The 20,268-nt window shown below is 45.8% G+C and carries 21 protein-coding genes, 1 tRNA gene and 2 pseudogenes; 10 read left to right on the top strand and 14 right to left on the bottom strand.

All coding sequences use genetic code 11. The features are described from left to right. Positions 1-90: 90 nt before the first annotated feature. Complete coding sequence (locus tag IQ257_RS16580) at positions 91-480, top strand: type II toxin-antitoxin system VapC family toxin (protein WP_193933119.1); 390 nt, start codon at positions 91-93, stop codon at positions 478-480. 42 nt (positions 481-522) lie between these two features. On the opposite strand, the gene IQ257_RS16585 is transcribed toward IQ257_RS16580, so the two are convergent. Next, the gene (locus tag IQ257_RS16585) at positions 523-861 is read right to left on the bottom strand and encodes a XisI protein (protein WP_193933121.1); all 339 of its coding nucleotides are present in this window, start codon (positions 859-861) and stop codon (positions 523-525) included. Continuing rightward, complete coding sequence (locus IQ257_RS16590) at positions 846-1,265, bottom strand: XisH family protein (RefSeq protein ID WP_193933123.1); 420 nt, start codon at positions 1,263-1,265, stop codon at positions 846-848. Before IQ257_RS16590 ends, IQ257_RS16585 begins: the two co-directional genes overlap by 16 nt. Positions 1,266-1,386: 121 nt before the next feature. Between IQ257_RS16590 and IQ257_RS30135 the strand changes: the two genes are divergently transcribed. From IQ257_RS30135 to IQ257_RS16635, 8 genes are all read left to right on the top strand, one after another. Beyond that, positions 1,387-2,316, top strand: coding sequence for an IS630 family transposase (locus IQ257_RS30135; RefSeq protein WP_228060772.1), 930 nt, complete (start codon positions 1,387-1,389; stop codon positions 2,314-2,316). Positions 2,317-2,370: 54 nt separating this feature from the next. Further along, positions 2,371-3,252 (top strand): substrate-binding domain-containing protein, encoded by an 882-nt coding sequence (locus IQ257_RS16605; RefSeq protein WP_193872713.1) that lies wholly within the window; start codon positions 2,371-2,373, stop codon positions 3,250-3,252. Positions 3,253-3,531: 279 nt separating this feature from the next. Continuing rightward, the gene (locus tag IQ257_RS16610; protein WP_228060773.1) at positions 3,532-5,640 is read left to right on the top strand and encodes an interleukin-like EMT inducer domain-containing protein; all 2,109 of its coding nucleotides are present in this window, start codon (positions 3,532-3,534) and stop codon (positions 5,638-5,640) included. Positions 5,641-5,717: 77 nt separating this feature from the next. Next, positions 5,718-6,254 carry a hypothetical protein gene (locus IQ257_RS16615; RefSeq protein ID WP_193872715.1) on the top strand — a complete coding sequence of 179 codons (537 nt, stop codon included), beginning with the start codon at positions 5,718-5,720 and terminating at the stop codon, positions 6,252-6,254. A 52-nt stretch (positions 6,255-6,306) separates the two neighbouring features. Beyond that, a complete protein-coding gene (locus IQ257_RS16620; RefSeq protein ID WP_193872716.1) occupies positions 6,307-7,491 on the top strand; it encodes an alpha/beta hydrolase-fold protein in 1,185 nt (394 codons plus the stop codon). 36 nt (positions 7,492-7,527) lie between these two features. Beyond that, positions 7,528-8,064: an SCP2 sterol-binding domain-containing protein gene (locus IQ257_RS16625; protein WP_193872717.1), complete on the top strand. Its 537-nt coding sequence runs from the start codon at positions 7,528-7,530 to the stop codon at positions 8,062-8,064. 227 nt (positions 8,065-8,291) lie between these two features. Then, entirely contained in the window at positions 8,292-9,116 is an 825-nt protein-coding gene (locus IQ257_RS16630; RefSeq protein WP_193872718.1) for a retropepsin-like aspartic protease family protein, read from the top strand. Beyond that, positions 9,082-9,228 (top strand): hypothetical protein, encoded by a 147-nt coding sequence (locus IQ257_RS16635; protein ID WP_193872719.1) that lies wholly within the window; start codon positions 9,082-9,084, stop codon positions 9,226-9,228. The genes IQ257_RS16630 and IQ257_RS16635 overlap by 35 nt, the downstream gene beginning before the upstream one ends. A 36-nt stretch (positions 9,229-9,264) precedes the next feature. Here the strand turns inward: IQ257_RS16635 and IQ257_RS16640 are convergent. The 10 genes and pseudogenes from IQ257_RS16640 to IQ257_RS16685 form a co-directional block, all read right to left on the bottom strand. Then, positions 9,265-9,984, bottom strand: a pseudogene (locus IQ257_RS16640) (RtcB family protein); the annotation flags it as partial. Positions 9,985-10,378: 394 nt separating this feature from the next. After that, positions 10,379-10,840, bottom strand: a pseudogene (locus IQ257_RS16645) (RtcB family protein); the annotation flags it as partial. 142 nt (positions 10,841-10,982) lie between these two features. Then, positions 10,983-11,059: transfer RNA gene (locus tag IQ257_RS16650), tRNA-Met, on the bottom strand. Between the two features lie 101 nt (positions 11,060-11,160). Continuing rightward, positions 11,161-12,117: an asparaginase gene (locus tag IQ257_RS16655; RefSeq protein WP_193872720.1), complete on the bottom strand. Its 957-nt coding sequence runs from the start codon at positions 12,115-12,117 to the stop codon at positions 11,161-11,163. A gap of 91 nt (positions 12,118-12,208) precedes the next feature. Beyond that, complete coding sequence (locus IQ257_RS16660; RefSeq protein WP_193872721.1) at positions 12,209-12,706, bottom strand: CGLD27 family protein; 498 nt, start codon at positions 12,704-12,706, stop codon at positions 12,209-12,211. An 11-nt stretch (positions 12,707-12,717) separates the two neighbouring features. Continuing rightward, the gene (gene rsfS, locus IQ257_RS16665; RefSeq protein ID WP_228060774.1) at positions 12,718-13,119 is read right to left on the bottom strand and encodes a ribosome silencing factor; all 402 of its coding nucleotides are present in this window, start codon (positions 13,117-13,119) and stop codon (positions 12,718-12,720) included. A 259-nt stretch (positions 13,120-13,378) separates the two neighbouring features. After that, positions 13,379-13,990, bottom strand: coding sequence for a bis(5'-nucleosyl)-tetraphosphatase (symmetrical) YqeK (yqeK, locus tag IQ257_RS16670; RefSeq protein ID WP_193872723.1), 612 nt, complete (start codon positions 13,988-13,990; stop codon positions 13,379-13,381). A gap of 184 nt (positions 13,991-14,174) precedes the next feature. Next, a complete protein-coding gene (locus IQ257_RS16675) occupies positions 14,175-15,503 on the bottom strand; it encodes a glycosyltransferase family 4 protein (RefSeq protein ID WP_193872724.1) in 1,329 nt (442 codons plus the stop codon). A 214-nt stretch (positions 15,504-15,717) separates the two neighbouring features. After that, the gene (locus IQ257_RS16680) at positions 15,718-16,152 is read right to left on the bottom strand and encodes an ATP-binding protein (RefSeq protein ID WP_193872725.1); all 435 of its coding nucleotides are present in this window, start codon (positions 16,150-16,152) and stop codon (positions 15,718-15,720) included. Between the two features lie 25 nt (positions 16,153-16,177). Beyond that, positions 16,178-17,152: an anti-sigma factor antagonist gene (locus IQ257_RS16685; RefSeq protein WP_193872726.1), complete on the bottom strand. Its 975-nt coding sequence runs from the start codon at positions 17,150-17,152 to the stop codon at positions 16,178-16,180. A gap of 107 nt (positions 17,153-17,259) precedes the next feature. Between IQ257_RS16685 and IQ257_RS16690 the strand changes: the two genes are divergently transcribed. Next, positions 17,260-18,042 carry a 7-carboxy-7-deazaguanine synthase QueE gene (locus tag IQ257_RS16690; protein WP_193872727.1) on the top strand — a complete coding sequence of 261 codons (783 nt, stop codon included), beginning with the start codon at positions 17,260-17,262 and terminating at the stop codon, positions 18,040-18,042. On the opposite strand, the gene IQ257_RS16695 is transcribed toward IQ257_RS16690, so the two are convergent. Together IQ257_RS16695 and IQ257_RS16700 are read right to left on the bottom strand one after the other, a co-directional pair. Next, a complete protein-coding gene (locus IQ257_RS16695) occupies positions 18,039-18,683 on the bottom strand; it encodes a DUF3318 domain-containing protein (protein WP_193872728.1) in 645 nt (214 codons plus the stop codon). The genes IQ257_RS16690 and IQ257_RS16695 overlap by 4 nt on opposite strands. Positions 18,684-18,973: 290 nt before the next feature. Then, positions 18,974-20,251: a serpin family protein gene (locus IQ257_RS16700; RefSeq protein WP_193872729.1), complete on the bottom strand. Its 1,278-nt coding sequence runs from the start codon at positions 20,249-20,251 to the stop codon at positions 18,974-18,976. Positions 20,252-20,268 lie beyond the last annotated feature (17 nt).

Genomic DNA, 20,268 nt, shown 5'->3' on the forward strand with positions numbered 1-20,268 from the left:
AACTCCTACGTTTTGCAGGTGCAATACCACCGGATGATATTCAGTTGATGCGCGAAGCAATAGAACAGGATTGTGAGCAGGTTGATACCGATGAGTGGTAGATACTTGTTGGACACAAACATCATCATTGCTCTGTTTGCAGATGAGGCAGCAGTTAAAAACAGACTTGCACAAGCGGATGAAGTGTTCATTCCCAGTATTGCGGTGGGCGAGTTATGTTACGGTGCCAGAAAATCAGGACGCTCGAAAGAGAATTTAGAACGTATTGACGAATTTGTAGCTAACAGTACTGTACTCGAATGTGATGCACAAACTGCTCGTCATTATGGTGAGGTCAAACACAAGTTACGTCTTAAAGGTCGTCCGTTACCTGAAAACGATATTTGGATTGCAGCAGTTGCTCTGCAATATACGTTAATATTGGTTACACGCGATGCCCATTTTCAGGAAATAGAAAACTTACAAACTGTTGCTTGGTGAGAAGTGCGATCGCTCTTCGATGCTTGATTAGATATCACGCAATCAAGCCACTGCAAAGCCTGTATGTTCCCGGATTTTGGGATGGCGGAAACCAAGCACAATATCTTCTGTGGGAACACCTGCTTCTAGTAAGTCGGTAGCAATCCCTTCCTCGGTATCGTCATATTGAATCCAGATTTTATCGCTGATTAAATCCAGGTGAATGGGCGTAGAGTGTAGGTACTTGTCGTCATTCCAGCCAATATCCAAGACTAAGTAGCGTCCTCGCTCATCATCAAATAGAACTTGAGAGTCATAGCTGTCAGGCAGGGACGCTCGATATTGGGCGTGTTCTTGTAGAATTTTTTTAATGATGTCTCGGTAGTTTAATCGGGTATCCATTGCGAGATCGCCTCACGTTCCTCATCAAAGACAATCAGCCTAATAATTTGGTTTTTTAGCAGAACTTGTCCTAATTCTATGGTAAATACGCTGTTGAAGGTAGGACGGGAGACGGCAAGATAGAGAATTCGCTCTATACCCATTTCGTTAAGCACTTGGCGATAGAGGACATACTGCCCCAAGGCTTGCTCCAAATCCTTGACATCAGACTGTCCGACAAAACTCTTGACTTCAACAACAATCTGTTGGATTCCTTTTTCGGCACTAATGAGGCGTTCTGCACCGAGATCGGCAGATAAGCGCTTTTTGCCTATTTGCAATGGAAATGGATCGTGAGTAATCGTCCAGCCATCGTTTTGTAAGGCACGCTTAACTGTATCGTGGTAGATGTCTCGCCTTGCCATGCTGATTTATGCGCTTTGCTATCTTCCTAGTAGAGCACGGCGGAAGTAAAGTACCTATCTTATGGGAGACTGGGGCTAACTGAGATAAATTGCACTCACAACAGAGACAAGGAACGAGAACATGGCACAATTAGCTCCAAAATCATTAACCCTAAGTGAGTGTGAGCGCGAAGAGTTAGAAAAACTGCTCAATCGCCGTAGCACACCGCAACAAATAGCACTGCGAACAAAAATAATTTTGCTGGCAGACAAAGGCAAGAATAACCGTGAGATTGGGCGGGAATTGAACATCAGTCGATTCATGGCTCGTAGATGGCGGCATCGATGGTTAGAGTTAAGCGAGCGAAAGTTACCAGTTATTGAACGCTTGCAAGACACAGAGCGCCGTGGTGCGCCAGCCAAATTTAGTATGGAGCAAGTTGTAGAATTATTTGCACTTGCCTGTTGTGAGCCAGAAGATTGCGGACGACCAATCAGTCATTGGACGGCAAGGGAATTAGCAGAAGAGATGGTTAAACAAGGTGTGGCCGAAAGTATATCTCCACGTCATGTCGGACGGTTATTAGAAGAAGCCCAAATTAAGCCACAGCAGAGCCGCTACTGGTTGACCCCCCCCCTAGATGAAGAATTTGATACCAAAGTCCAAAACATCAGTAATTTATACATCACAGCAATAGAACGAGCTGTCGTAGGGGAACGAACAGTTTGCATTGATGAAATGACTGGTATTCAAGCAATTGAGCGTAAAGAGAAAGACTTACCATTGCGACCAGGTAAAGTTCAAAGACGAGAATTTGAGTATATTCGTCATGGCACACAGGCATTAATTGCCAACTTCGATATTGTTACAGGTCAACTTATCTATCCAACTTGTGGAGACTCACGCACTGAACAAGACTTTGCCCAAAACATATCTGAGCTGCTCAGACGGGGTACTTTTACTAGTACAAATGAACTTAAGAATCGGATTTTAGATTTCATCGACTACTTTAATCGAACTATGGCAAAGCCATTCAAGTGGACTTATAAGGGTAAGGTATTAGCGGTTTAATGGGTATTCTATTTCCGCCGTGCTGTACTAGTCTCATGGCTCCGTCTCAATCCCGTGCTGGCTCAGTCTACTGCCCCTGAGTCCTTCGAGTTGCCTCCCAGTGTACCCCGTGGCACAACCGTGCAACTTGATGGCTCAACCAGCATGATTAAGGTAAACCAAGCCTTAAAAGAGCGCTTTGAGAAACAGTACCCCGGTACGACTATCGAACTCAACGCCCAAGGGAGTGATGCAGCGCTACAAGCCCTGCTGGATGGAGAAATCGATCTCGCTGCTATTGGGCGTCCGCTGACGGGGGAAGAAAAAGCGCAAGGTTTGGTACAAGTTCCCTTGAACCTACAAAAGATTGCGATTATTACCGCACCGGATAATCCTTTTCAGGGAGATGTCACCTTTAAGCAATTTTCCCAGATTTTCCGAGGTGAAATTAACGATTGGTCTGAGATTGGGGGTGATCCTGGAGAAATCAAGTTGATTGATCGTCCCGACTATAGCGATACTCGGCGGGCTTTTCAACGATACGATGTATTTAAAGCTGCTCCCTTTGAGACAGGAACAAACGCTACCCAGATTGATCAAGACAGTACGCAAGAGGTTATTAAGCAACTGGGGGCAAACGGGATTGGGTATGCGATCGCCGATCAAGTTCTGGAGATGAAGCCGACGGAGGTGAAAATCATCCCCATGCATAAAGTGTTCCCCGACGATCCAAGATATCCGTTCTCACAAACTCTGTCTTACGTTTACAAAGAGCCTCCCACACCTCCCGTTGAGGCATTTGTAGGCTATGCAACTGATCCTTCTAATGAAGAAGTTGTTGATGAAGCGATCGCACAGACAACGACTGAACCTGATATAGAGGATGCTCCTGACTCAACACCCGCGACTGAACCTGAATCCGAGAACGCCGTTGCCTGTGCGGCGTTCTCTTCTTAGTGCATCGTAACAACAACAACGCTTATACCTATTGGGAAGTTCCCCCAACAGCAGTAGAGGCACTCAAGAGCCAAGCAGAGAAAAGCTAAGGGGCGGGATTAATAGAGTTGGTACAGGAGGAAGGGAAGAATTTAGGAATAGAGTTGTCCTTAGTAAGTAGGCAGAAATCAACAGAACTCTATTGCCAAACGTCAAGATACCGGAAATCCTTACTAAGGACAAATGACTAAATCTACTGATGGTATTGTGAAACAGAACTTTTGAGGCATGGGTTAAGAAATGACCAAGAACCAGACTAATCTACTTGTGAAAGTTCAGTCAGCGGGTTATAACCATGGCAACTCGGCTCTCATTACAGTCAATGATGAAGAATTCGGGTTTGAAAGTTACAGTCAAGGGCTTAATGTTGCTCTCATTCATGAAGTCACGGGTCAAAAGCTTTGTTGTACAACCTTCGATACCTATGGAGACGAAGGTTCAGCAACGGCGTTTGCTCAGTTTATAGAGAATCTACCCAACGGTCGAATTGTGGCACTTTCTGTCAAAGATGATGCAAGTTTAAGGCTGAATGACCGTGCTAAAAAAGCGTGTGAATCTCTGGGTAGTTATCTAAGTTACTTTCTGCAATTCCGAAGTTCTTGGACAATGATTAGCCAAAAGAACGCTTTACCTGGAACCCCTGAAGAATCTTTGTCCTATGAAGCGGCTGTCACCTGCTCTCGTTCATTTGTTGTGCCATCAGTGAGTGCTAATGGCTCCACTATCTCTGTCACATCTGCTGGTTTAGATTTTGGAGACGTGGCTCAAATTACCTTGAATGGGCAAGGGGTAGCGATTGAGGGAGGGTATCAGCGAGGACTGAATGTAGTGGTTTTTGATTCATCCACTACAATTCCCATCTTGAACCAATCCTTTGATTTGTTTGCTAACCCGACGGCTGCCGATGCCTTTGCCCAACTTATTGAAGACCTTCCTGAAGGTCAAATTGTGGCGATTGCGGTCAAGGATGATGGCTTCTACAACCTCTCTGAACGTGCCAAACAAGCCTGTGAAGCCATTGGCAGTCGCCTAATTCACCACCTTCAATTCCGAAATTCTTGGGCGATTGTGGGTTATAAAGGCGCTTCCCCTGGTTCAATTATCGAAAATCTCAACACCTCTGGAGCCGTCTCGGTCAAATTTTGGATATCTTCCCTCATCTCGATGAACGGGAAGTGGCAACAAAAACAAAAACTCCAACCCTCTGATTTGCAGAGCAAAGATATCTTTGGTAGTGCCATTGCTCTTAGTGAGAAAATAGCGATTATTGGGGCGCGTATGGCTGAAGTTGAAGGTCATCCGGCTGCGGGTAGTGCTTATATTTTTGAATTAGAAAACGGACAGTGGCAGCAAAAACAGAGGCTTCACCCCCCAGGCTTGCAGCGCCAAGATGTCTTCGGCAACTCTGTTGCTATCAGTGGGGACGTTGCCATTGTGGGAGCTTATTTTGCCGATGCTGAGGGGCGTCCAGATGCAGGCAGTGCTTATATTTTCCACTTAGAAAACGGACAGTGGCACCCAAAACAAAAGCTTCAACCCTCTGACTTGCAGCAGGGCGACTACTTCGGCAACTCTGTGGCGATTAGTGGGGAGTTGGCGATTGTCGGAGCCTATGGCGTTGATTCTGAGGGGCGTCCCAATGTAGGAAGTGCTTATATTTTTCAATTAGAAAACGGGCAGTGGCACCCAAAACAAAAGCTTCAACCTGCTGATTTACAGGGGGGTGATTGCTTCGGTACATCGGTGGCGATTAGTGGGAAGGTAGCAATTGTCGGAGCACGTCTTGCTCATGGTGAGAGTAGTCAATATGCAGGGAGTGCTTATATTTTCCAATTAGAAAACGGGCAGTGGCACCCAAAACAAAAGCTCCAACCTGCTGACTTGCAGCAAAGCGATAACTTCGGCAATTCGGTGGCGATTAGTGGAGAGGTGGCAATTGTCGGAGCCTATGGTGTTGATTTTGAGGGGTATCGAGATGCAGGCAGTGCCTATATTTTTCAATTAGAAAATGGGCAGTGGCACCCAAAACAAAAGCTTCAACCTGCTGACTTGCAGCGGGGTGGTGGCTTTGGTACATCCGTTGCGATTAGTAGCCAGGTCGCTATTATTGGGGCTTCTGGCCTTGATGCAGAAGGTCGTCCAGATGCTGGGAGTGCCTACATTTTTCATTTAGAAAATGGGGAATGGCAGCAAAAAGAGAAGCTTCAACCTGCTGACTTAGAGCACAATAACTGCTTCGGTTACGCCGTTGCCATTAGTGAGACGGTGGCGATTGTCGGAGCGCATAATGCCCATGCAGAGGGAAGTCCCTATGCAGGGAGTGCTTATATTTTTGCAACCCTACCGTAATCAGTAAAATTAAACTTCACTGGCTTTTTTGACTCAAGCCGATCAAAAAAATCTCAAGGTTTTATGAGAGAAATAGCATGGAAATAAATCGAGTAAATTCTGTTCAAAGACGATTCGTGCGTGAGGATGCTATAACTATTATTAATATTGATTCTAGAATCAACAATAAGGACAATCCAGTCGTCGAGTTCTTCAGTGCAGGCAGCTACGAAGTAAAGTTTCTTGGTATAGAAGAAGGGGGTCAGTATGATGCCTGGAGCCGCTGGGATTTTGTTTATGGCTGCGATGAAAAGGGAGAAAATTGTACAACGGGGTGGCTCAATGGGTATCACATAACATCTGGGGAATTTACCGCTAGCGTTCCAAGCAATGGTATATTTGCAACCCCTGAGCAGGCGCTTGCCAAAGCTCAAAATACATCCTTTACCCTGACATCTAGTTGCAATGTCAGCTTTTTCATTAGTGATGATTTGCTTCCAGATAACCGGGGTGGCGTCTCACTGGCTGTCAGAAAACTTTACCAACCTTCATCTACCTCACTATTTGGAAATTTGGTATTCGTTGCTTTACTGATTGGCTCAGTATTGCTCACGTGGTTTATATTAGACCCCTAAAGTTTCAGGAATTCTGACCCATAGTCCGGAATTATCCGCCTAGTTTTAACCCATGAAAACCAACTCAAACCCCCCTATTACTCCGACTGCTGAACAAATCGCCCAAACCAAAAAAGCGATCGAAACGTACTATCTTGAGTGGCTTTACAACCCTAGCAAACGAGAAGGCGTTTACCCCTTCTACCAGATACATGAAGCAGGAGAGCCAATTCAGGGAACGGTCATGATTTTTCATGGGTTCTCTGCCAAGCCGATGCAGATGTTCTTGGTGGGTGATTACCTATTTCGTAATGGCTTCAATATCTATCAGATTCCTCTAGCTGGTCATGGGTTTCTGCCACCTGATAGTTTTTGGCCCCAAGTTGACCTCAAGCCGGAATTTTTAAACCCTCTGCGCCAAGGAGTGCAGCAAGACCCAGTTCTCGATAACTTTTTCTATAATCGTGCCAGCAATCCCTTTGGGGCATTTCAGCAAGTCAGCCTTTTTCAAAAAATGGCTCTAGTGGCTCGTATCTTGAAAGCTGCTCCCCAATTATTAGATATGGCATTAGCCATTGAGCGAGCCAATGACCGAGACTTTGACCGCTATTTCACCTCATCCCACATGAATTATCTGAATGAGGCAAAGCAACGTCTAGCTGAATTAGATGCCATGCCGGGACCCATTTATACAGTGGGGCTGTCCGTTGGCGGTGCAGTTGCTCTAGCTTTAGCCGCATCTCGACCAGAGCGGATTAAAAAAGTAGTGACCTACGCTCCTTTACTGGAAGTATCGAATGAAGTCAATGAGCGGTACATCAATCTGACCGGACCTCTGGATCTCAGACAATTTTCCTGGGAGCATAACATTAGCTTCCCCGTGGGCTGCTTAACGGCAGCTAATCGTTTTGGGGCGTTTGTCCGCAGTGAGAAAAACCGACAAACCTTAGAGACGATTCCTACTTTTTTGGTGCTGACAGAAAACGAAGACGCGGCTGATTTGCAAACCAATCAGCGATTTTTCAAACAGTTAGGCGGTGAAAGCAAAGGTCATCGTTACTATCTCTATCCTGCTAGTGATCTTGTGCCTCACCCCATGGTAGACCCCAGAGAAATTAGTCAGGGTATGACAAACCGTTTCTGGAAGAGTTTGTATCAGGAAACCTTCCGCTTTCTCACCACGGGTGAAATGGATTCTGCGAATATGAGCAACCTAGAGGAAGCATCGGATTTACCCCCTATTCCGACTTATTCTTAAAAAAGCACTAATATTAGCGTTTCCCTGATTGAGTTTATGGTGCATACATCTAGCGAACATCACGAGCAGCTTTCTCAATGGCTGCGTCATCTGGTAGAAATACTTCGCACCCAAGGAGGCTCCACTTGGAACTCGTTAGTTTTAGGTGTTTCTGGAAAGACTGCCGTGATTGAGCTAGACGGGATTCAGTTGCAACTGGGTGCAGAGGGAGGCAATCAGCTTCAAGTTCACATCGACTATTCAGTAGAACCGCAGCCCGTAAAATTTCGTAGCGACGCCGAGACACTTAAAGACGTAATTAGCGGCAGGTTGACGCTGGATGCCGCCGTAGTTAACGGCAAGATTGATGTGCGTGGCGATTTACAAGACTTGCTGGGTATACATCAAATCGTCATGGGAATTTTAGCTGATATTGCTATCAATCCTCACTTGCAACGCCTGTGGGAAGAGTTTGAGGGCTTATGGTTACAGCCATTGTCACTTCCCCTCTGCCGACCTCTTGAACAACAGAAACCGTACTATGGTTATTTAATTAATCATGTGCCTGAGGATATTCTTTGGGTTGAAGTTTAGTCTATAGCACTTCTCTCTCATGTGAGGTGCAATACGACCCCCTCGCATCCCCCTTATAAAGGGGGACTTGAAACTCAAGGACGTACCTCACAAGACTAGGAAACGCTATATATAAAATTTTGCTAAAGATACTCTGTATCGATTCCATATATCACGTCTATACAGGAAAATAATATGTAGTAAGTAGGTCAGCATTAATATTTGTCGTTGAGGCAAGGTGATTGATAATGTGGCAACCTTTTTTGAGACGTGGCAGCTTAATTATGTTGTTCGGCACCTTAGCACTGGTCAATAGTGCTTGCAGTAAGGATGAATCTGCAAGCATTCCCAGTCCCACGCCAAGTCAAGCCTCTACTCCTTTACCCTCCCCTTCCCCCCCTCCAAAACCTCAGGTACAAAAACCTCAACCTGCGAATACATCTGATACCTACTCTGAAGCGATTGATACTGCCAGTAGTGCAGTTACTATCAGTCAATCGGCTGTGAGTCGAGAGGATTGGGGTTTAGTTGCCAATCGCTGGCAAGATGCGATTAACTTATTGAAAACGGTGCCAGCTTCAAATCAGAATTACAAGAATGCTCAACAAAAGTTGTCCCAGTACCAAAACCTATTAACCGATGCTAAGGTACGCTCCACACCACCGCCGCCGAAACCCAAACAAGGTGACAGCAATCCCCAGTTTTTCTCTGTTCCAGTCAAAGGGCGACCCGGTGGCACGCCTTTGATTGAAGTGACTTTCAATGGCAAAAAATTTGATATGCTCTTCGATACTGGTGCTACTAACACCCTGATTACTTTGGCAATGGCTTATACCTTGGACTTGAAAGCGATAGGGACAACTCAAGGATTGGTTGCTGATGGGGCAATTGTAGAATTACCACTTGCTGTGATTGAATCAATGGAAATCAATGGTCGCGTCAAGAGAAAGCTCGAAGTGGCTGTAGCCCCCGCAAGGATGCCGATTGGACTTTTAGGGCAAGATTTTTTTGAAGGTTATGACATTGCGATTAAAGAAAATGTCATTGAGTTTCGCCGTCGTGCGGGGCTTTGAGCAAGTTTCAATGCCTGATAGGGATTCAGGAGAATTCAGACGGGTTACCAATGCCGCCGCCCCTGGTATATATCAGCGAACAACCCAGAAGTTTGAGCGATCGCCCCATTAAAAAATAAGGTGGGCATTGCCCACCCTACAGTATCATTCAACCTTTCACACAAACCACCTGCTTCAGCGTCGCAACAACTTCCACCAAATCAGCTTGATTGTTCATCACCTCATCTATTGATTTATAAGCACCCGGAATTTCATCCAAAACACCCTCATCTTTGCGACACTCAACACCCTTCGTTTGCTCAAGCAAATCATCGAGTGAGAACTGTTTCTTCGCCTTCTTGCGAGACATCAAACGCCCAGCGCCGTGGGAGCAAGAACAGTAACTATCGTGATTCCCCTTACCCTTAACGATGAAAGACTTTGCTCCCATCGAACCAGGAATAATCCCATAATCCTCTTCCCGCGCCCGAACTGCACCTTTGCGAGTGACGTACACCTCTTCACCAAAATGCACTTCCTTTTCAGCATAATTGTGATGGCAGTTCACCTCTAGCAATGGCTTTGTGGGCTTACCCCCAGCCAAATGCTTCTCAATAATCCTCTTGAAACGAGCCATCATTACATCCCGATTATATCGGGCATAATTCTGCGCCCATTGCAAATCTCGCCAGTATGCCTGAAACTCTGGTGTTCCGGCTACAAAGTAGGCTAAATCCATGTCAGGCAAACGATTATCTGCTAATTTCGCTAACTCCTTGGCAGTGCTTATGTGGCATTGAGCCAGCTTATTGCCAATATTTCGCGAACCGGAATGCAGCATTAACCAGACTGAGTTCTCAGTATCGATGCACACTTCAATAAAGTGATTCAATTTGTTACTAATTGCTTACTAAGCTTTTTAAGTCTCCAACGTCTAAGTTCAATACTGTTTCGACTTCTGCTTAACACTTTCACTGCACACTAGACTGAATGGGTAGTAATAAACTGATCTTCTTTGTATACAGTTATATTGATATTAGTGGTTTCCATCAGACCACAATATCATAAATGAAAGTTGCAATCGACCAAGTCATTTCTGCTTGGTTCTATACCTTCCTATTCGGTATAGTTCGGAGCACACCTTCATCCTAATTACTTAGGATGCCCAAGTCCCTCTGCTCTCTACAGGGCGTATTACCGCTTCCCTCGGTATTAGCATCTCAGCCTTCACCGATTTGGACGAGTTTTTATTACTGTATTACTACAGTAAGGGGCAATCCTTTACCCCCTCCGAGAGAACCCAATTGTTTCATGGCTTTTCCTTGCAAATCCCGCACCCCTCGATGCAGTTCTTTGAAATGATTCCAGGCTTGCCAATTAGATACAGCTTTCTCAACCTCTTTATTTTGGTTAAACCCAACTGGAATAGCAGCTTCAATATCCAGACGAATTGTCTTGAGTTTGCCCTCTAGTTGCTCTACCACAAATGGGGTTTTCATCGCAGCCATACCGCAACCCACGTCCACGCCCACAGCGGCTGGAATTACTGCTTCTTTTGTAGCAATTACAGACCCAACTAACGCTCCTTTACCCAGGTGAACATCCGGCATTAATGCCACATGCTTGAACACAAAAGGTAGAGAAGCAACATTTTTTGCCATCTTGGTTTCTTCATGGGCAAGGGCGTGATTTGCCCATGACAGTACGGGGGTTGGTGCGGAAAGTTTAAGTTTTTCGTAAGGCATAAATATGCGCCTCTCTACAATATACTACATATGCTACAAAATAAATACAAAACCGTCAACTCGATTTTGATGCCAGATAAAGAAAATAGACATAAAACAAAGCCCCACAACCTTTTATTGATTGCAGGGCTTGTTTTTAATTTGGTGGCGGGAGGCGGATTTGAACCACCGACCTTCGGGTTATGAGCCCGACGAGCTACCAGGCTGCTCTATCCCGCGTCGCTTTATCTAGTGTAACTCCTTATTGCCGAAGTGACAACTAGGAAGAAGTTAAATGTTGATTAAGTAGAAAAAATACCCAACTTCCTATCCGTTCTATTCTAAAGAACCATCGAGAGTTCGCCAATCACCTCTAACCGTTTGAAATCACCAAAATGCATAAAGGATTCTGCCAGGGTTTCCGCCACGGAGGGAGTAATCCAACCCATCTGCTTTAAAAGTTGAATGGCAACGGCATACTTAGCACGTTTAGCTCCATCCATAACCTTAATCGCCATACCTAATCCCGCACCAACGCGACCGATACATTGAATTCCTTCTGCACCTGCCTTACTCACGAGTTCTCCTTCCGTCAATTGCATCAACTTCGTATCAAACGCGCCTTCTCCTGCCACTAGAGTTGGGTGATGGGTCATGGCGCGGATAATTCGCTCCATTGCCAAATTGTCTCCCGATGCTAGCTGGGCGTACAAGGATGCGATTTGACCGAGTTGGATAAAATAAGTGGGTGCGCCGCAGTCATCGTGGGCAAGAATCAACTCATCGGGAGGTATTCGCATCAACTCAGCCACTTGGCTCAAGATTAGCTTTTGGATGGGGTGGTTGTATTGTAAGTAACTGTTCGTCGGCCACTGCCGTTGCTTACAGACAGCCAACATTCCGGCGTGTTTGCCTGAGCAGTTGTACTCTAGAGGACTTTGCTTTCCAGGCGGTGTCGGACATTGCAACATGGATGGATCAACATCACAGCGCCAAAGGATTTTAAAAACTTGGCGTACCTGTTCCAACCTACCTTGATGGGAACTACACATAATCGCCAAGTCCCGGTCGTTCAGGTTGTAATGCTCCAAGGTGCCTGTGGTAATAACCGCTAGTGCCTGAAACGGTTTGAGACCTGAACGAATAAATGTTGATGTTTCTGAATTACCCGCCACAGACAGTACTCGTCCTCGGCAATCGCAGAGGGCGGCTTGGACGCGATGGGTTGATTCGACGATGCCTTCCCTTAGTAAACGAACGTCTAAGTTCGGCGCTTGATTGCGTTTTCCCCTTGTCATGCTTAAGACTATACCATCGACAGGGAACAGGATAACGGGCTTGAGGGTAAAAAAGATGCTACTTCAATCATGGGCTTTTTCGATTTCGGATTTACAAAAAATTCCAAATCAGGCTACCACTTATAACGAAAAGAACAATAACACCAAACGTCCATTTCAGACGTTGCAGAAGGGGTTGGACTTGATAAGAGACGATCAAGCGATCGCGAGTCACTACTTCTGAAGGTTTTGTCCAAGTTTGACCATCATACCAGCCTGACTCTTCATAGGATATAGTCTTCCGGAAGAGGCGATCGCTCACGTAAGACCAACCCAGGTAGAGTCGCAGCAGGATTAGCATCACAAAGACCAAAGCACCGGCTCCACCCGCCAAAATAAACTGCACCAGATGCTTTTGCGGCGCAAAACTCGCTGCGGCTACTGGACCTGCAATCAGCCAGCTCAATCCCCAGACGCAAGCTAGCTTTGTCACATAGCTCCGAAGATCTCGCCTAACCCAGCCAAAAAAGTAAGAATCTGCTAATTGCTGATACTCGTTAACGGGTTGCTGCTCAGTAGGAACGGGACAGATAGAAACAGAAGATTCCATCCTGCTTTTCATCATTGTTGCGGCTGTTGGGGCTGAAACTCAATCTGCTCGGCGTGACCCCAAAACGCTTCCAAATTATAGAATTCCCGTTCTTGGGGTAGCATGATGTGGACAATAACCTCACCATAGTCCTGAAGTATCCAGCTCCCATCGCTTTGTCCTTCCGTTCGTAGCGGCAACCGTTGCCAAACCTCTTCCACTTGCTGCTTGATCGACTGAGAAATCGCCCTCACCTGCACTCGAGAAAAGCCGGTAACAATTACAAAGTAATCCGTTAGGTAGGATACCTCTGCCACCCCGAGGATTTGAATATCTGCTCCTTTACGGTCATCGGCTGCCTGGGCAATGGTTAATGCCAATTCCCGGCTTATCTGCTGTTGTTGGGTTTCAGTGGTTAGTAAAGTAGATGACATATTAAATGGATCTCTCATCAAATTCTACAGAAACAAAGTGAATCGACATTGAACTCCAAAGGGTATATAGCGTTTCCTAGTCTTGTGAGGTACGTCTTTGAGCTTCAAGTCCCCCTTTATAAGGGGGATGCGAGGGGGTCATATTGCACCTCATATAAGAGAGAACCGCTATAGGAACTGAATGACCGCCAGTTACATAGACGATTAGCAGACAATTCCCCCATTTTTTATTGTGTAACATCTAACTTCACTTGCTGTATCAAGCCGTTAAAACATCAATCGAATGGCGGACTGACTGCTGTTTTTCGCTGAACGCTTGCACCGCCCAATTCCGCGTTAAAATCATGCGCGGGTGAATGAGGCGACGGGTATCCAGCAGGAGTTTCAACGAATACTCACAGGTTAGCCAAACCGCTTTGTGAAGGTCTTGTCGGCTCACTTGCCGCAGAGCTTCCAACTCGGGTGTATCGCCACGACCGGGTTCTAAGCTGTCAGCCAGAAACACAACACAGCTCAAGTCACTCATGCCGGGACGCCCCAAGGTGTGCAGCGCGATCGCTTGTAACACAGCTTCATCTTGAATACCAAAATGCTCTCTAGCAACAATGGCGCTAGCATCAGCGTGCAATAAATGAGGATTGGCTGCCAAAACTGAATCTACTTCTATGCCTTGATCCCGCGCTATCTGTAATAATACTTTGGGCTTAAAGTATTTAGCCAGATCGTGCAGCAACCCGGCTCTAGCTGCCTGCTCCCCATCAAGATGATAGTGACAAGCCAGCTCAACAGACATCTGCTCGACCCTTAAGATATGGTCAATTCGAGCGGCGGGAACATTGTCGGCTAACCAGGTTAAAACCCGATCACGCATTCCATCAAAAAACTCCAAAGGACACCATCTCGTCTTACGTTACTGTAACGTTGCACCACACCACTAGGCCGGTCGGGTAAAGTGCGCCTTCCCTGCTGGTAGCATTTTTGGTGCAACCGCCTGCTACTCAATAACGGTATTAGTCCTGTCAACCAAGAGAACCGTTAATTGCCCCCATTCTACCTCAAGGCTCTTGAATAGCAGCAAAGAGTTTTTCGTAGCTGTCAAGAGCTGTCTCAAAAGAATAGTGGGCTTCTGCGTACTCCCTACCTTTTTCACCCAATGCTTTAAGTGTATCGGCATGAAGGTATAAATCTACAATCGTGGCGGCGAGGATATCAGGATCTTCTGGAGGGATAACGATGCCGCCGCCGCTTTTTTGGATGGCACTAGCTGCCGTGCCTTCAGCGGGAACCGATGCCAAAATCGCCCGACCGCTTGCCATCAAAACAGGAATTTTTGAAGGCATATTGAAATCAATCACATTCTTTTTTTGTAACACCAATCCCACATCGGCTGCTGCTAACATTTCTGGCAGGTGGGCGCGGGGTTGAAAGGGCAGCAGTTGTACATTCGTTGCTTGACAGGTTTCTTTGTACAGTTTCAGTTGCTCCAACGCCTCGGTTTCTTTGAGTGACAATTGTTTCAATAACGTTTGAGCGTCCACGTCCCATTGCTCTAGAGCCTTGACTTCTTCTTGCTGCAATCGCTCTAACGCCTTCTCTTCTCCCACAATCACGATCGCAATACCAGGAATGTGACGCAGGCGAACGGCTGCCCCAATAACGGTTTCTAAGGGTTGGGACTTGGCAATATTACCGGAGTACATCAGTACAAATTTGCCATTGAGTTGATGCTTGGTGCGGAAGGCGTTGGGTTCTTTCGGCAAGGGTTTGATGAAATTAGTCTCAACCCAGTTGGGAATCAGTTTAATTTTCTCTGGAGGAACATTTTTGTTGAGCAAGTTTTTTTCAAACCCCTCAGCAATGACACTAATCTTGGTAGCCCTTCGGTAGGCAAAGGTTTCCAAACGTTTAAAGACACGAATCAGCTTAGAGTTCGTCAAAAGTTCAAGCTGAATCGCAGCATCTGGCAAAATGTCTTGAAGATTTAATACAATTGGCGTGCGGTGTATCCATCCCAAAAGAGCTGCTGGCAGGCAAACAGGTAGAGGTGGGGCAGTGGTAAGAATAACATCGGGACGTTTGCCTTTGAGAGCGTGAATAAAACTAGTCGCGACAAAACTAACTTCTAATAACAGTCGGTCGATCAAACTCGGTTGAGGGCGAATCCAGACATAACTGCGCTGGATCGCAACACCGTTGATGCACTCCGTGCAGTAAAGTTTACCTCGGTATTGCTCATAGGTTTCTTTCTGAGGATACCAGGGCATACCTGTTACGACACGCACTTGGTGACCTCTTCTTACCAAACCTTCTGCCAGTTCGGTCATGAGAGGAGCAATCCCGATGGGTTCTGGATGATAGTTGTAAGAATAGAGTAGAATTTGCATAAACTAAGATTGCAAATTTAGGCTGGACTTCTTGAGTGAGGTGGGGTGTAGCAACAATATTCGTTTAGGTGTCTACCCAAAATGTTTTAAAATTACCTGAAGAAGAAGACAAATAAAGGGCGTTCGACTCTAGAGAATTTGCTGCGTGAATATTTCTCCCTCCTAAGAGTGTAGCCGGCTCATCATGAACTCATGCAGGAGTTGTTGCCCCAACTTAGCACCACTTGAGCATTAATAAGCAATTCCGCTGGTCAGACAGACGCTGGTAAGACAGTTCGTCTGTAAAGCGGTACATAAAAATTAATCCTCTACCGTCTTCTTTCTCTAGGGGATTGCACTTTTCTTGGCATAGAACTTGGAGTTTGGTTAGCAAATCAAAGGGTTCACCTCGATCCCAAATTCGCATCTCTAGGCGATTAGCAAACACTTTCAGTTCCAGTTCAATCGGCGTGGTTGGGGGTAAATGCCGATGAGCGTGTCGAACTGCATTCGTAAAACCTTCTTCTAACGCCACTTGACATCCCCACCAAAAGTCTTTAGGCCATCGCGGTGAAACAAATTGCTCAAACCACTGCAAGACTTCTTTTACCGCGTTTAAGTCCGTTTCTACCTGAAGGCAGGATTGTTTGATAGGTTCTTCATTTTGCATTATCCGAAAACAATTCCAGATATTTTTAAACAGCGCCACTATTTTTACTAAAAACGACAAAAATTGTTTTAAAAATGAGTTTCAAGTCATAGATCAAGCTCCAGTTGCGCTGGTAGCGCAAATCTAGTTCGATGATATCCTTGAAATCATGGATTTGATTGCGTCCATTAACCTGCCACTCCCCAGTCATCCCTGGTTTGACATCCAAACGCTGCCACTCCGGGACTTCATAATAATCAACCTCATCAGGCGTAGGTGGTCGGGTGCCAACCAAACTCATCTCACCTTTGAGGACATTCAAAAACTGAGGTAGTTCATCAAGGCTGGTTTTTCGTAAAAACTGACCGACTCGCGTCACTCTAGAATCGGAGAAGTCACCTTCCCCTACTGTTTTTATCCTAATTTTACCCTGGCTAATATCTTCGGTCCCAACATACATAGAGCGAAATTTCCAAATCCAAAACTGCTTGCCCATCCAACCACAGCGGATTTGCCCAAAGAAGATAGGTCCGGGGGTATCTAGTTTAATGGCGATCGCAATGGGAATAAACGCAATTGCAGTAATTACCAGCCCAACTATCCCACCCACAATATCTACAAACCGCTTCACCCAAGAGCGAACCGACGAGTGAGTTGTGGGCAGTTGTGATGGCGTCCTGGGTTCAGCCAAGGGTTCTACCGTTAAAATCTGGTCAAGTCCAGTCATGGTTAAGACAGCCATCACAGGTTTGCTTACTCCCTTGAGGACTATTGCCACCCCTTTGTTTTGGGCATTTTTGTAATTGCTAACCAAAGCACCAATGCCACAGCTATCGATAAACGTAGTCTGGCTAAAGTCAAAAATAATTTCTTGGGGAAGAGAATCTCTCTGCAAAACTTGATTGCAGGTATCTTTAAACGCCACGGCTTCAAGCACGCTCAGGCGATTGGGTAGTTGCATGACTGGCGTATCGTTGCAGAGCATCACCTGAAAATCTGTCTCGGACATTGGATCAACCATAAAGACCTAGTGCAGTGGTGTTAACCTAGGGTTCTGACCAATATTGTGTCTTAGAACTTCCAACTTCACCAGAGATTTTATTTAAAGTCATCCTCAATCCAGTAAAAATGTCTGCCAAAACACAACTCACCGCACGACTCATTGAGGTTTTTTCTGCCATTCAAGGTGAAGGGCTAAATGTCGGTGTCCGTCAGTTATTTATTCGCTTTGCCTTATGTGATTTACGTTGCTACTTCTGCGATAGCGCCCACACCTGGAACGCTCCTGGCTCATGCGATATCGAGCAGACTCCCGGACGTCGTGACTTTGAAACACACCCCAATCCGGTATCCCTGTCACGCTTGTTGGCGTGGGTGGAGCGACTCAATCAACCGGGATTGCACGAGAGTATCAGCCTGACTGGTGGAGAACCCCTGTTGCAGGCTCCTTTTTTAGCGGAGTTTTTGCCTCAGTTGCGACAGTTAACCGGATTGCCTATTTACCTGGAAACGGGCGGACATCGCCCAGAACAATTAGCAAAAATTTTACCCGACTTGGACTCAGTGGGGATGGATATAAAGCTGCCGAGCGTGAGTGGGGAAAATCGCTGGCAAGCTCACGCCGAGTTTTTGCAACAGTGCTGTGATGCACGAATAGACGTTTTTGTCAAATTAATTATTTCTAGCACAACTGACCCGGCTGAACTGGAACGGGCAGCAGAGTTGGTGGTAGCGTGTAGCCCCAGTATTCCTGTGGTTTTGCAACCTGTAACACCCCTTGAAACTCCCCTTCACCTGCCGGTGCTGCCGCCAATACCTGAGCGCGTTTTAGAGTGGCAGGCTTTGATGAAGCGCCATCTCAAATCGGTGCGCGTGGTGCCTCAGACTCACAAATTAATCGGTCAGCTTTAGATTGCCTCTTCCCGCTTGCTTTTCGCTCTGGCTTTGGCTTGGGCGGCACTCTTTTTGAGAGCAGCAAGACGGACTTCGTATCTGCGCCGCTGACGCCGACTGGGAGTAATTTCAACTAAGGTTTTCAAGGCACTGCCGAGACTTTTGTAAGCGTTGGGTAGGGTGTAACCAAAGCGAGTGGCAAGAGCGATCGATTTTTCGTCTGCTTCGATTTCTGCCTTGATGGTTTTTTCCCCATTGTTTTTCTGGTAGAGTCTCCAACCCGAGACGCCACATAGTGCCAGGGCTAACAATAACAGCAAGCCATCTTGTACCCAAAGTTCTCCTACGGCACCACCTAAACCAATGGCTAGGGCTGCCATTTCCCAGCCTTCTTTTGGAATCGTGTCGTTTTGAATGCGAGCAACTTCGTGCCAGAATAAAAGATTACGCTGGTCAAGGGCAAGTTGTTCCCATTTCACTAGGTCGATTTGAATTTCAACTTCGTCTCTGCCAATCTCTTCGCTACGGAGCAAGGGGGGATTAACTTCCGTTGTGCCTTCTACCATGACCCAGCTTTGCAATTCGGGTGGCAGCAAGCCTTTCAATCGCCGCAGTTCACTCAGCTCGGCTTTGGCAGAAGAAGTTGCATAAGATGTCATAGATCTGCCTCTGGGAAACTCAAAACAATAAATAAGGGTATCATTTGGAAGTATAGCGATAAATCTATCTTAATATATTGCGAGAGGACTCCCGTTATAACCGCAGATTAATGGCGAGAGTGTCAAGATACCCGTTAGAAAACTCTGGCGTCTGATTAGGAAAGAATTATCGAGAACTTTAAAAAAATTTGGTTAGCATTTGCATAGCATGGTGATTTACCAACAAAGCGGGGCATAGCCGACGTCTGAACTCCTGAACTTCTTTGTTCAAAATCAACGTCAAAAATTACCTACTCTTGCGGTTCTCGAATGGAACCCATGAACAAAAGTGTTCCAGTCTGGTTGTCACGAATTGCGCAGAAGAAGGGACGGTTAACCACCATTCGGAAAGGTTCTTCTGGAATAGAGATAGATGTGGTAACAGCGCCGATAGAAGTTACAGCAGCGGCTTCAGTTCCTTCTTCATTCACTTCAACAAAGGTTTTGTGCGTAACTTGATCAATTCCCACAGGAAACTCGCTCAGATTGGCGAAATTTGCACCATCGCCGAAGGCTGACTCCATACCCAACGCTTTCAGGGCATCATTGAGTTCTACACCGTACTCCAATTTGAAACGGGGCAGAACAATGGAGCCATTTCGTTGGCGGAACTGATTCATCCACTGTTGCCAATTTTCAGTCGTTAATTGCTGCTGAAATGTGTCTAGATTTGCTGTTTCATGGGGTAAGAAGACGTAAAAACTCAAGCGTCCTTCACCGTAAGGCAGACTAATCGCTTGAAATTCATCGTTTTCATAGTACCGATATTTCCCAAATTGCGACATCATTGGGTGTTGCTTTTGGGTGCCATCTTCTAGAGAAAAGGGACGTTCTGTTGTCTGATTTTCCTCAAATTTGTCTGTCCAGTTCCCTTTAAAATAAATGGCATTGATTAAAAATAGAATATCATCGGATTTAATTTGGTCGATGATTTGAGGAATTTTGCCGTTTGTATTTTCTTTAACCCAGGTATTGATAACCTGAGGAGCATCAGGATTAGCAAAATCTAGTTCCGTAACTTTTGCCTTATAAAACTGCTGGTTGCTGTGTAAGAATTCTGGTTTGAAAGGAATGCCTTCCTTTGCCCACAGGGAATTAGCTATCGATAGCTCAACTTCCGAATCAGCATTTGCTAACGACGCTTTTAAGGCTTGATTCCCTTCATTGATGTCCTGCAAACTCATGCCTTGCAGTTCTAGTGCCTTTGCCATTTCTTGTTGAGTTTCGCCACTGGCACCGTTATACATCATGGCAAGGGCGATCGCGACACTGGTTGGTGAGATAAAAACATTTTGATCGCTCTCTTGCTTGAGAATTTCGGAAAACAGATTAAACCCAAATCTAGTATTGGCTGCAACCAGTTGGGAATTAACTTGGGGATTGGGTAACTGTGCGATTAACTCTGGAGATTTAGGCGTTTGGGAGTTAAGGGCATTTATCTTCTGAGCCATCAATCCTCCTAAGAGTCCAACTAAAACTATACCTGCTGCTGCGATACCAGTTGTTCGGCTGAATGCTTTCCAGTTCATTTCGCTACCTCTGTTAC

The organism is Coleofasciculus sp. LEGE 07092, from assembly GCF_015207375.1.
Classification (GTDB): Bacteria; Cyanobacteriota; Cyanobacteriia; order Cyanobacteriales; family Coleofasciculaceae; genus LEGE-07092.

What these genes read in the sequence shown, in the direction of transcription:
- IQ257_RS16580 (WP_193933119.1), top strand. Translation starts at nt 91, where the DNA reads ATGAGTGGTAGATACTTGTTGGACACAAACATCATCATTGCTCTGTTT.
- IQ257_RS16585 (WP_193933121.1), bottom strand. Translation starts at nt 861, where the DNA reads ATGGATACCCGATTAAACTACCGAGACATCATTAAAAAAATTCTACAA.
- IQ257_RS16590 (WP_193933123.1), bottom strand. Translation starts at nt 1,265, where the DNA reads ATGGCAAGGCGAGACATCTACCACGATACAGTTAAGCGTGCCTTACAA.
- IQ257_RS30135 (WP_228060772.1), top strand. Translation starts at nt 1,387, where the DNA reads ATGGCACAATTAGCTCCAAAATCATTAACCCTAAGTGAGTGTGAGCGC.
- IQ257_RS16610 (WP_228060773.1), top strand. Translation starts at nt 3,532, where the DNA reads ATGACCAAGAACCAGACTAATCTACTTGTGAAAGTTCAGTCAGCGGGT.
- IQ257_RS16615 (WP_193872715.1), top strand. Translation starts at nt 5,718, where the DNA reads ATGGAAATAAATCGAGTAAATTCTGTTCAAAGACGATTCGTGCGTGAG.
- IQ257_RS16620 (WP_193872716.1), top strand. Translation starts at nt 6,307, where the DNA reads ATGAAAACCAACTCAAACCCCCCTATTACTCCGACTGCTGAACAAATC.
- IQ257_RS16625 (WP_193872717.1), top strand. Translation starts at nt 7,528, where the DNA reads ATGGTGCATACATCTAGCGAACATCACGAGCAGCTTTCTCAATGGCTG.
- IQ257_RS16630 (WP_193872718.1), top strand. Translation starts at nt 8,292, where the DNA reads ATGTGGCAACCTTTTTTGAGACGTGGCAGCTTAATTATGTTGTTCGGC.
- IQ257_RS16635 (WP_193872719.1), top strand. Translation starts at nt 9,082, where the DNA reads ATGTCATTGAGTTTCGCCGTCGTGCGGGGCTTTGAGCAAGTTTCAATG.
- IQ257_RS16655 (WP_193872720.1), bottom strand. Translation starts at nt 12,117, where the DNA reads ATGACAAGGGGAAAACGCAATCAAGCGCCGAACTTAGACGTTCGTTTA.
- IQ257_RS16660 (WP_193872721.1), bottom strand. Translation starts at nt 12,706, where the DNA reads ATGGAATCTTCTGTTTCTATCTGTCCCGTTCCTACTGAGCAGCAACCC.
- rsfS (WP_228060774.1), bottom strand. Translation starts at nt 13,119, where the DNA reads ATGTCATCTACTTTACTAACCACTGAAACCCAACAACAGCAGATAAGC.
- yqeK (WP_193872723.1), bottom strand. Translation starts at nt 13,990, where the DNA reads ATGCGTGATCGGGTTTTAACCTGGTTAGCCGACAATGTTCCCGCCGCT.
- IQ257_RS16675 (WP_193872724.1), bottom strand. Translation starts at nt 15,503, where the DNA reads ATGCAAATTCTACTCTATTCTTACAACTATCATCCAGAACCCATCGGG.
- IQ257_RS16680 (WP_193872725.1), bottom strand. Translation starts at nt 16,152, where the DNA reads ATGCAAAATGAAGAACCTATCAAACAATCCTGCCTTCAGGTAGAAACG.
- IQ257_RS16685 (WP_193872726.1), bottom strand. Translation starts at nt 17,152, where the DNA reads ATGGTTGATCCAATGTCCGAGACAGATTTTCAGGTGATGCTCTGCAAC.
- IQ257_RS16690 (WP_193872727.1), top strand. Translation starts at nt 17,260, where the DNA reads ATGTCTGCCAAAACACAACTCACCGCACGACTCATTGAGGTTTTTTCT.
- IQ257_RS16695 (WP_193872728.1), bottom strand. Translation starts at nt 18,683, where the DNA reads ATGACATCTTATGCAACTTCTTCTGCCAAAGCCGAGCTGAGTGAACTG.
- IQ257_RS16700 (WP_193872729.1), bottom strand. Translation starts at nt 20,251, where the DNA reads ATGAACTGGAAAGCATTCAGCCGAACAACTGGTATCGCAGCAGCAGGT.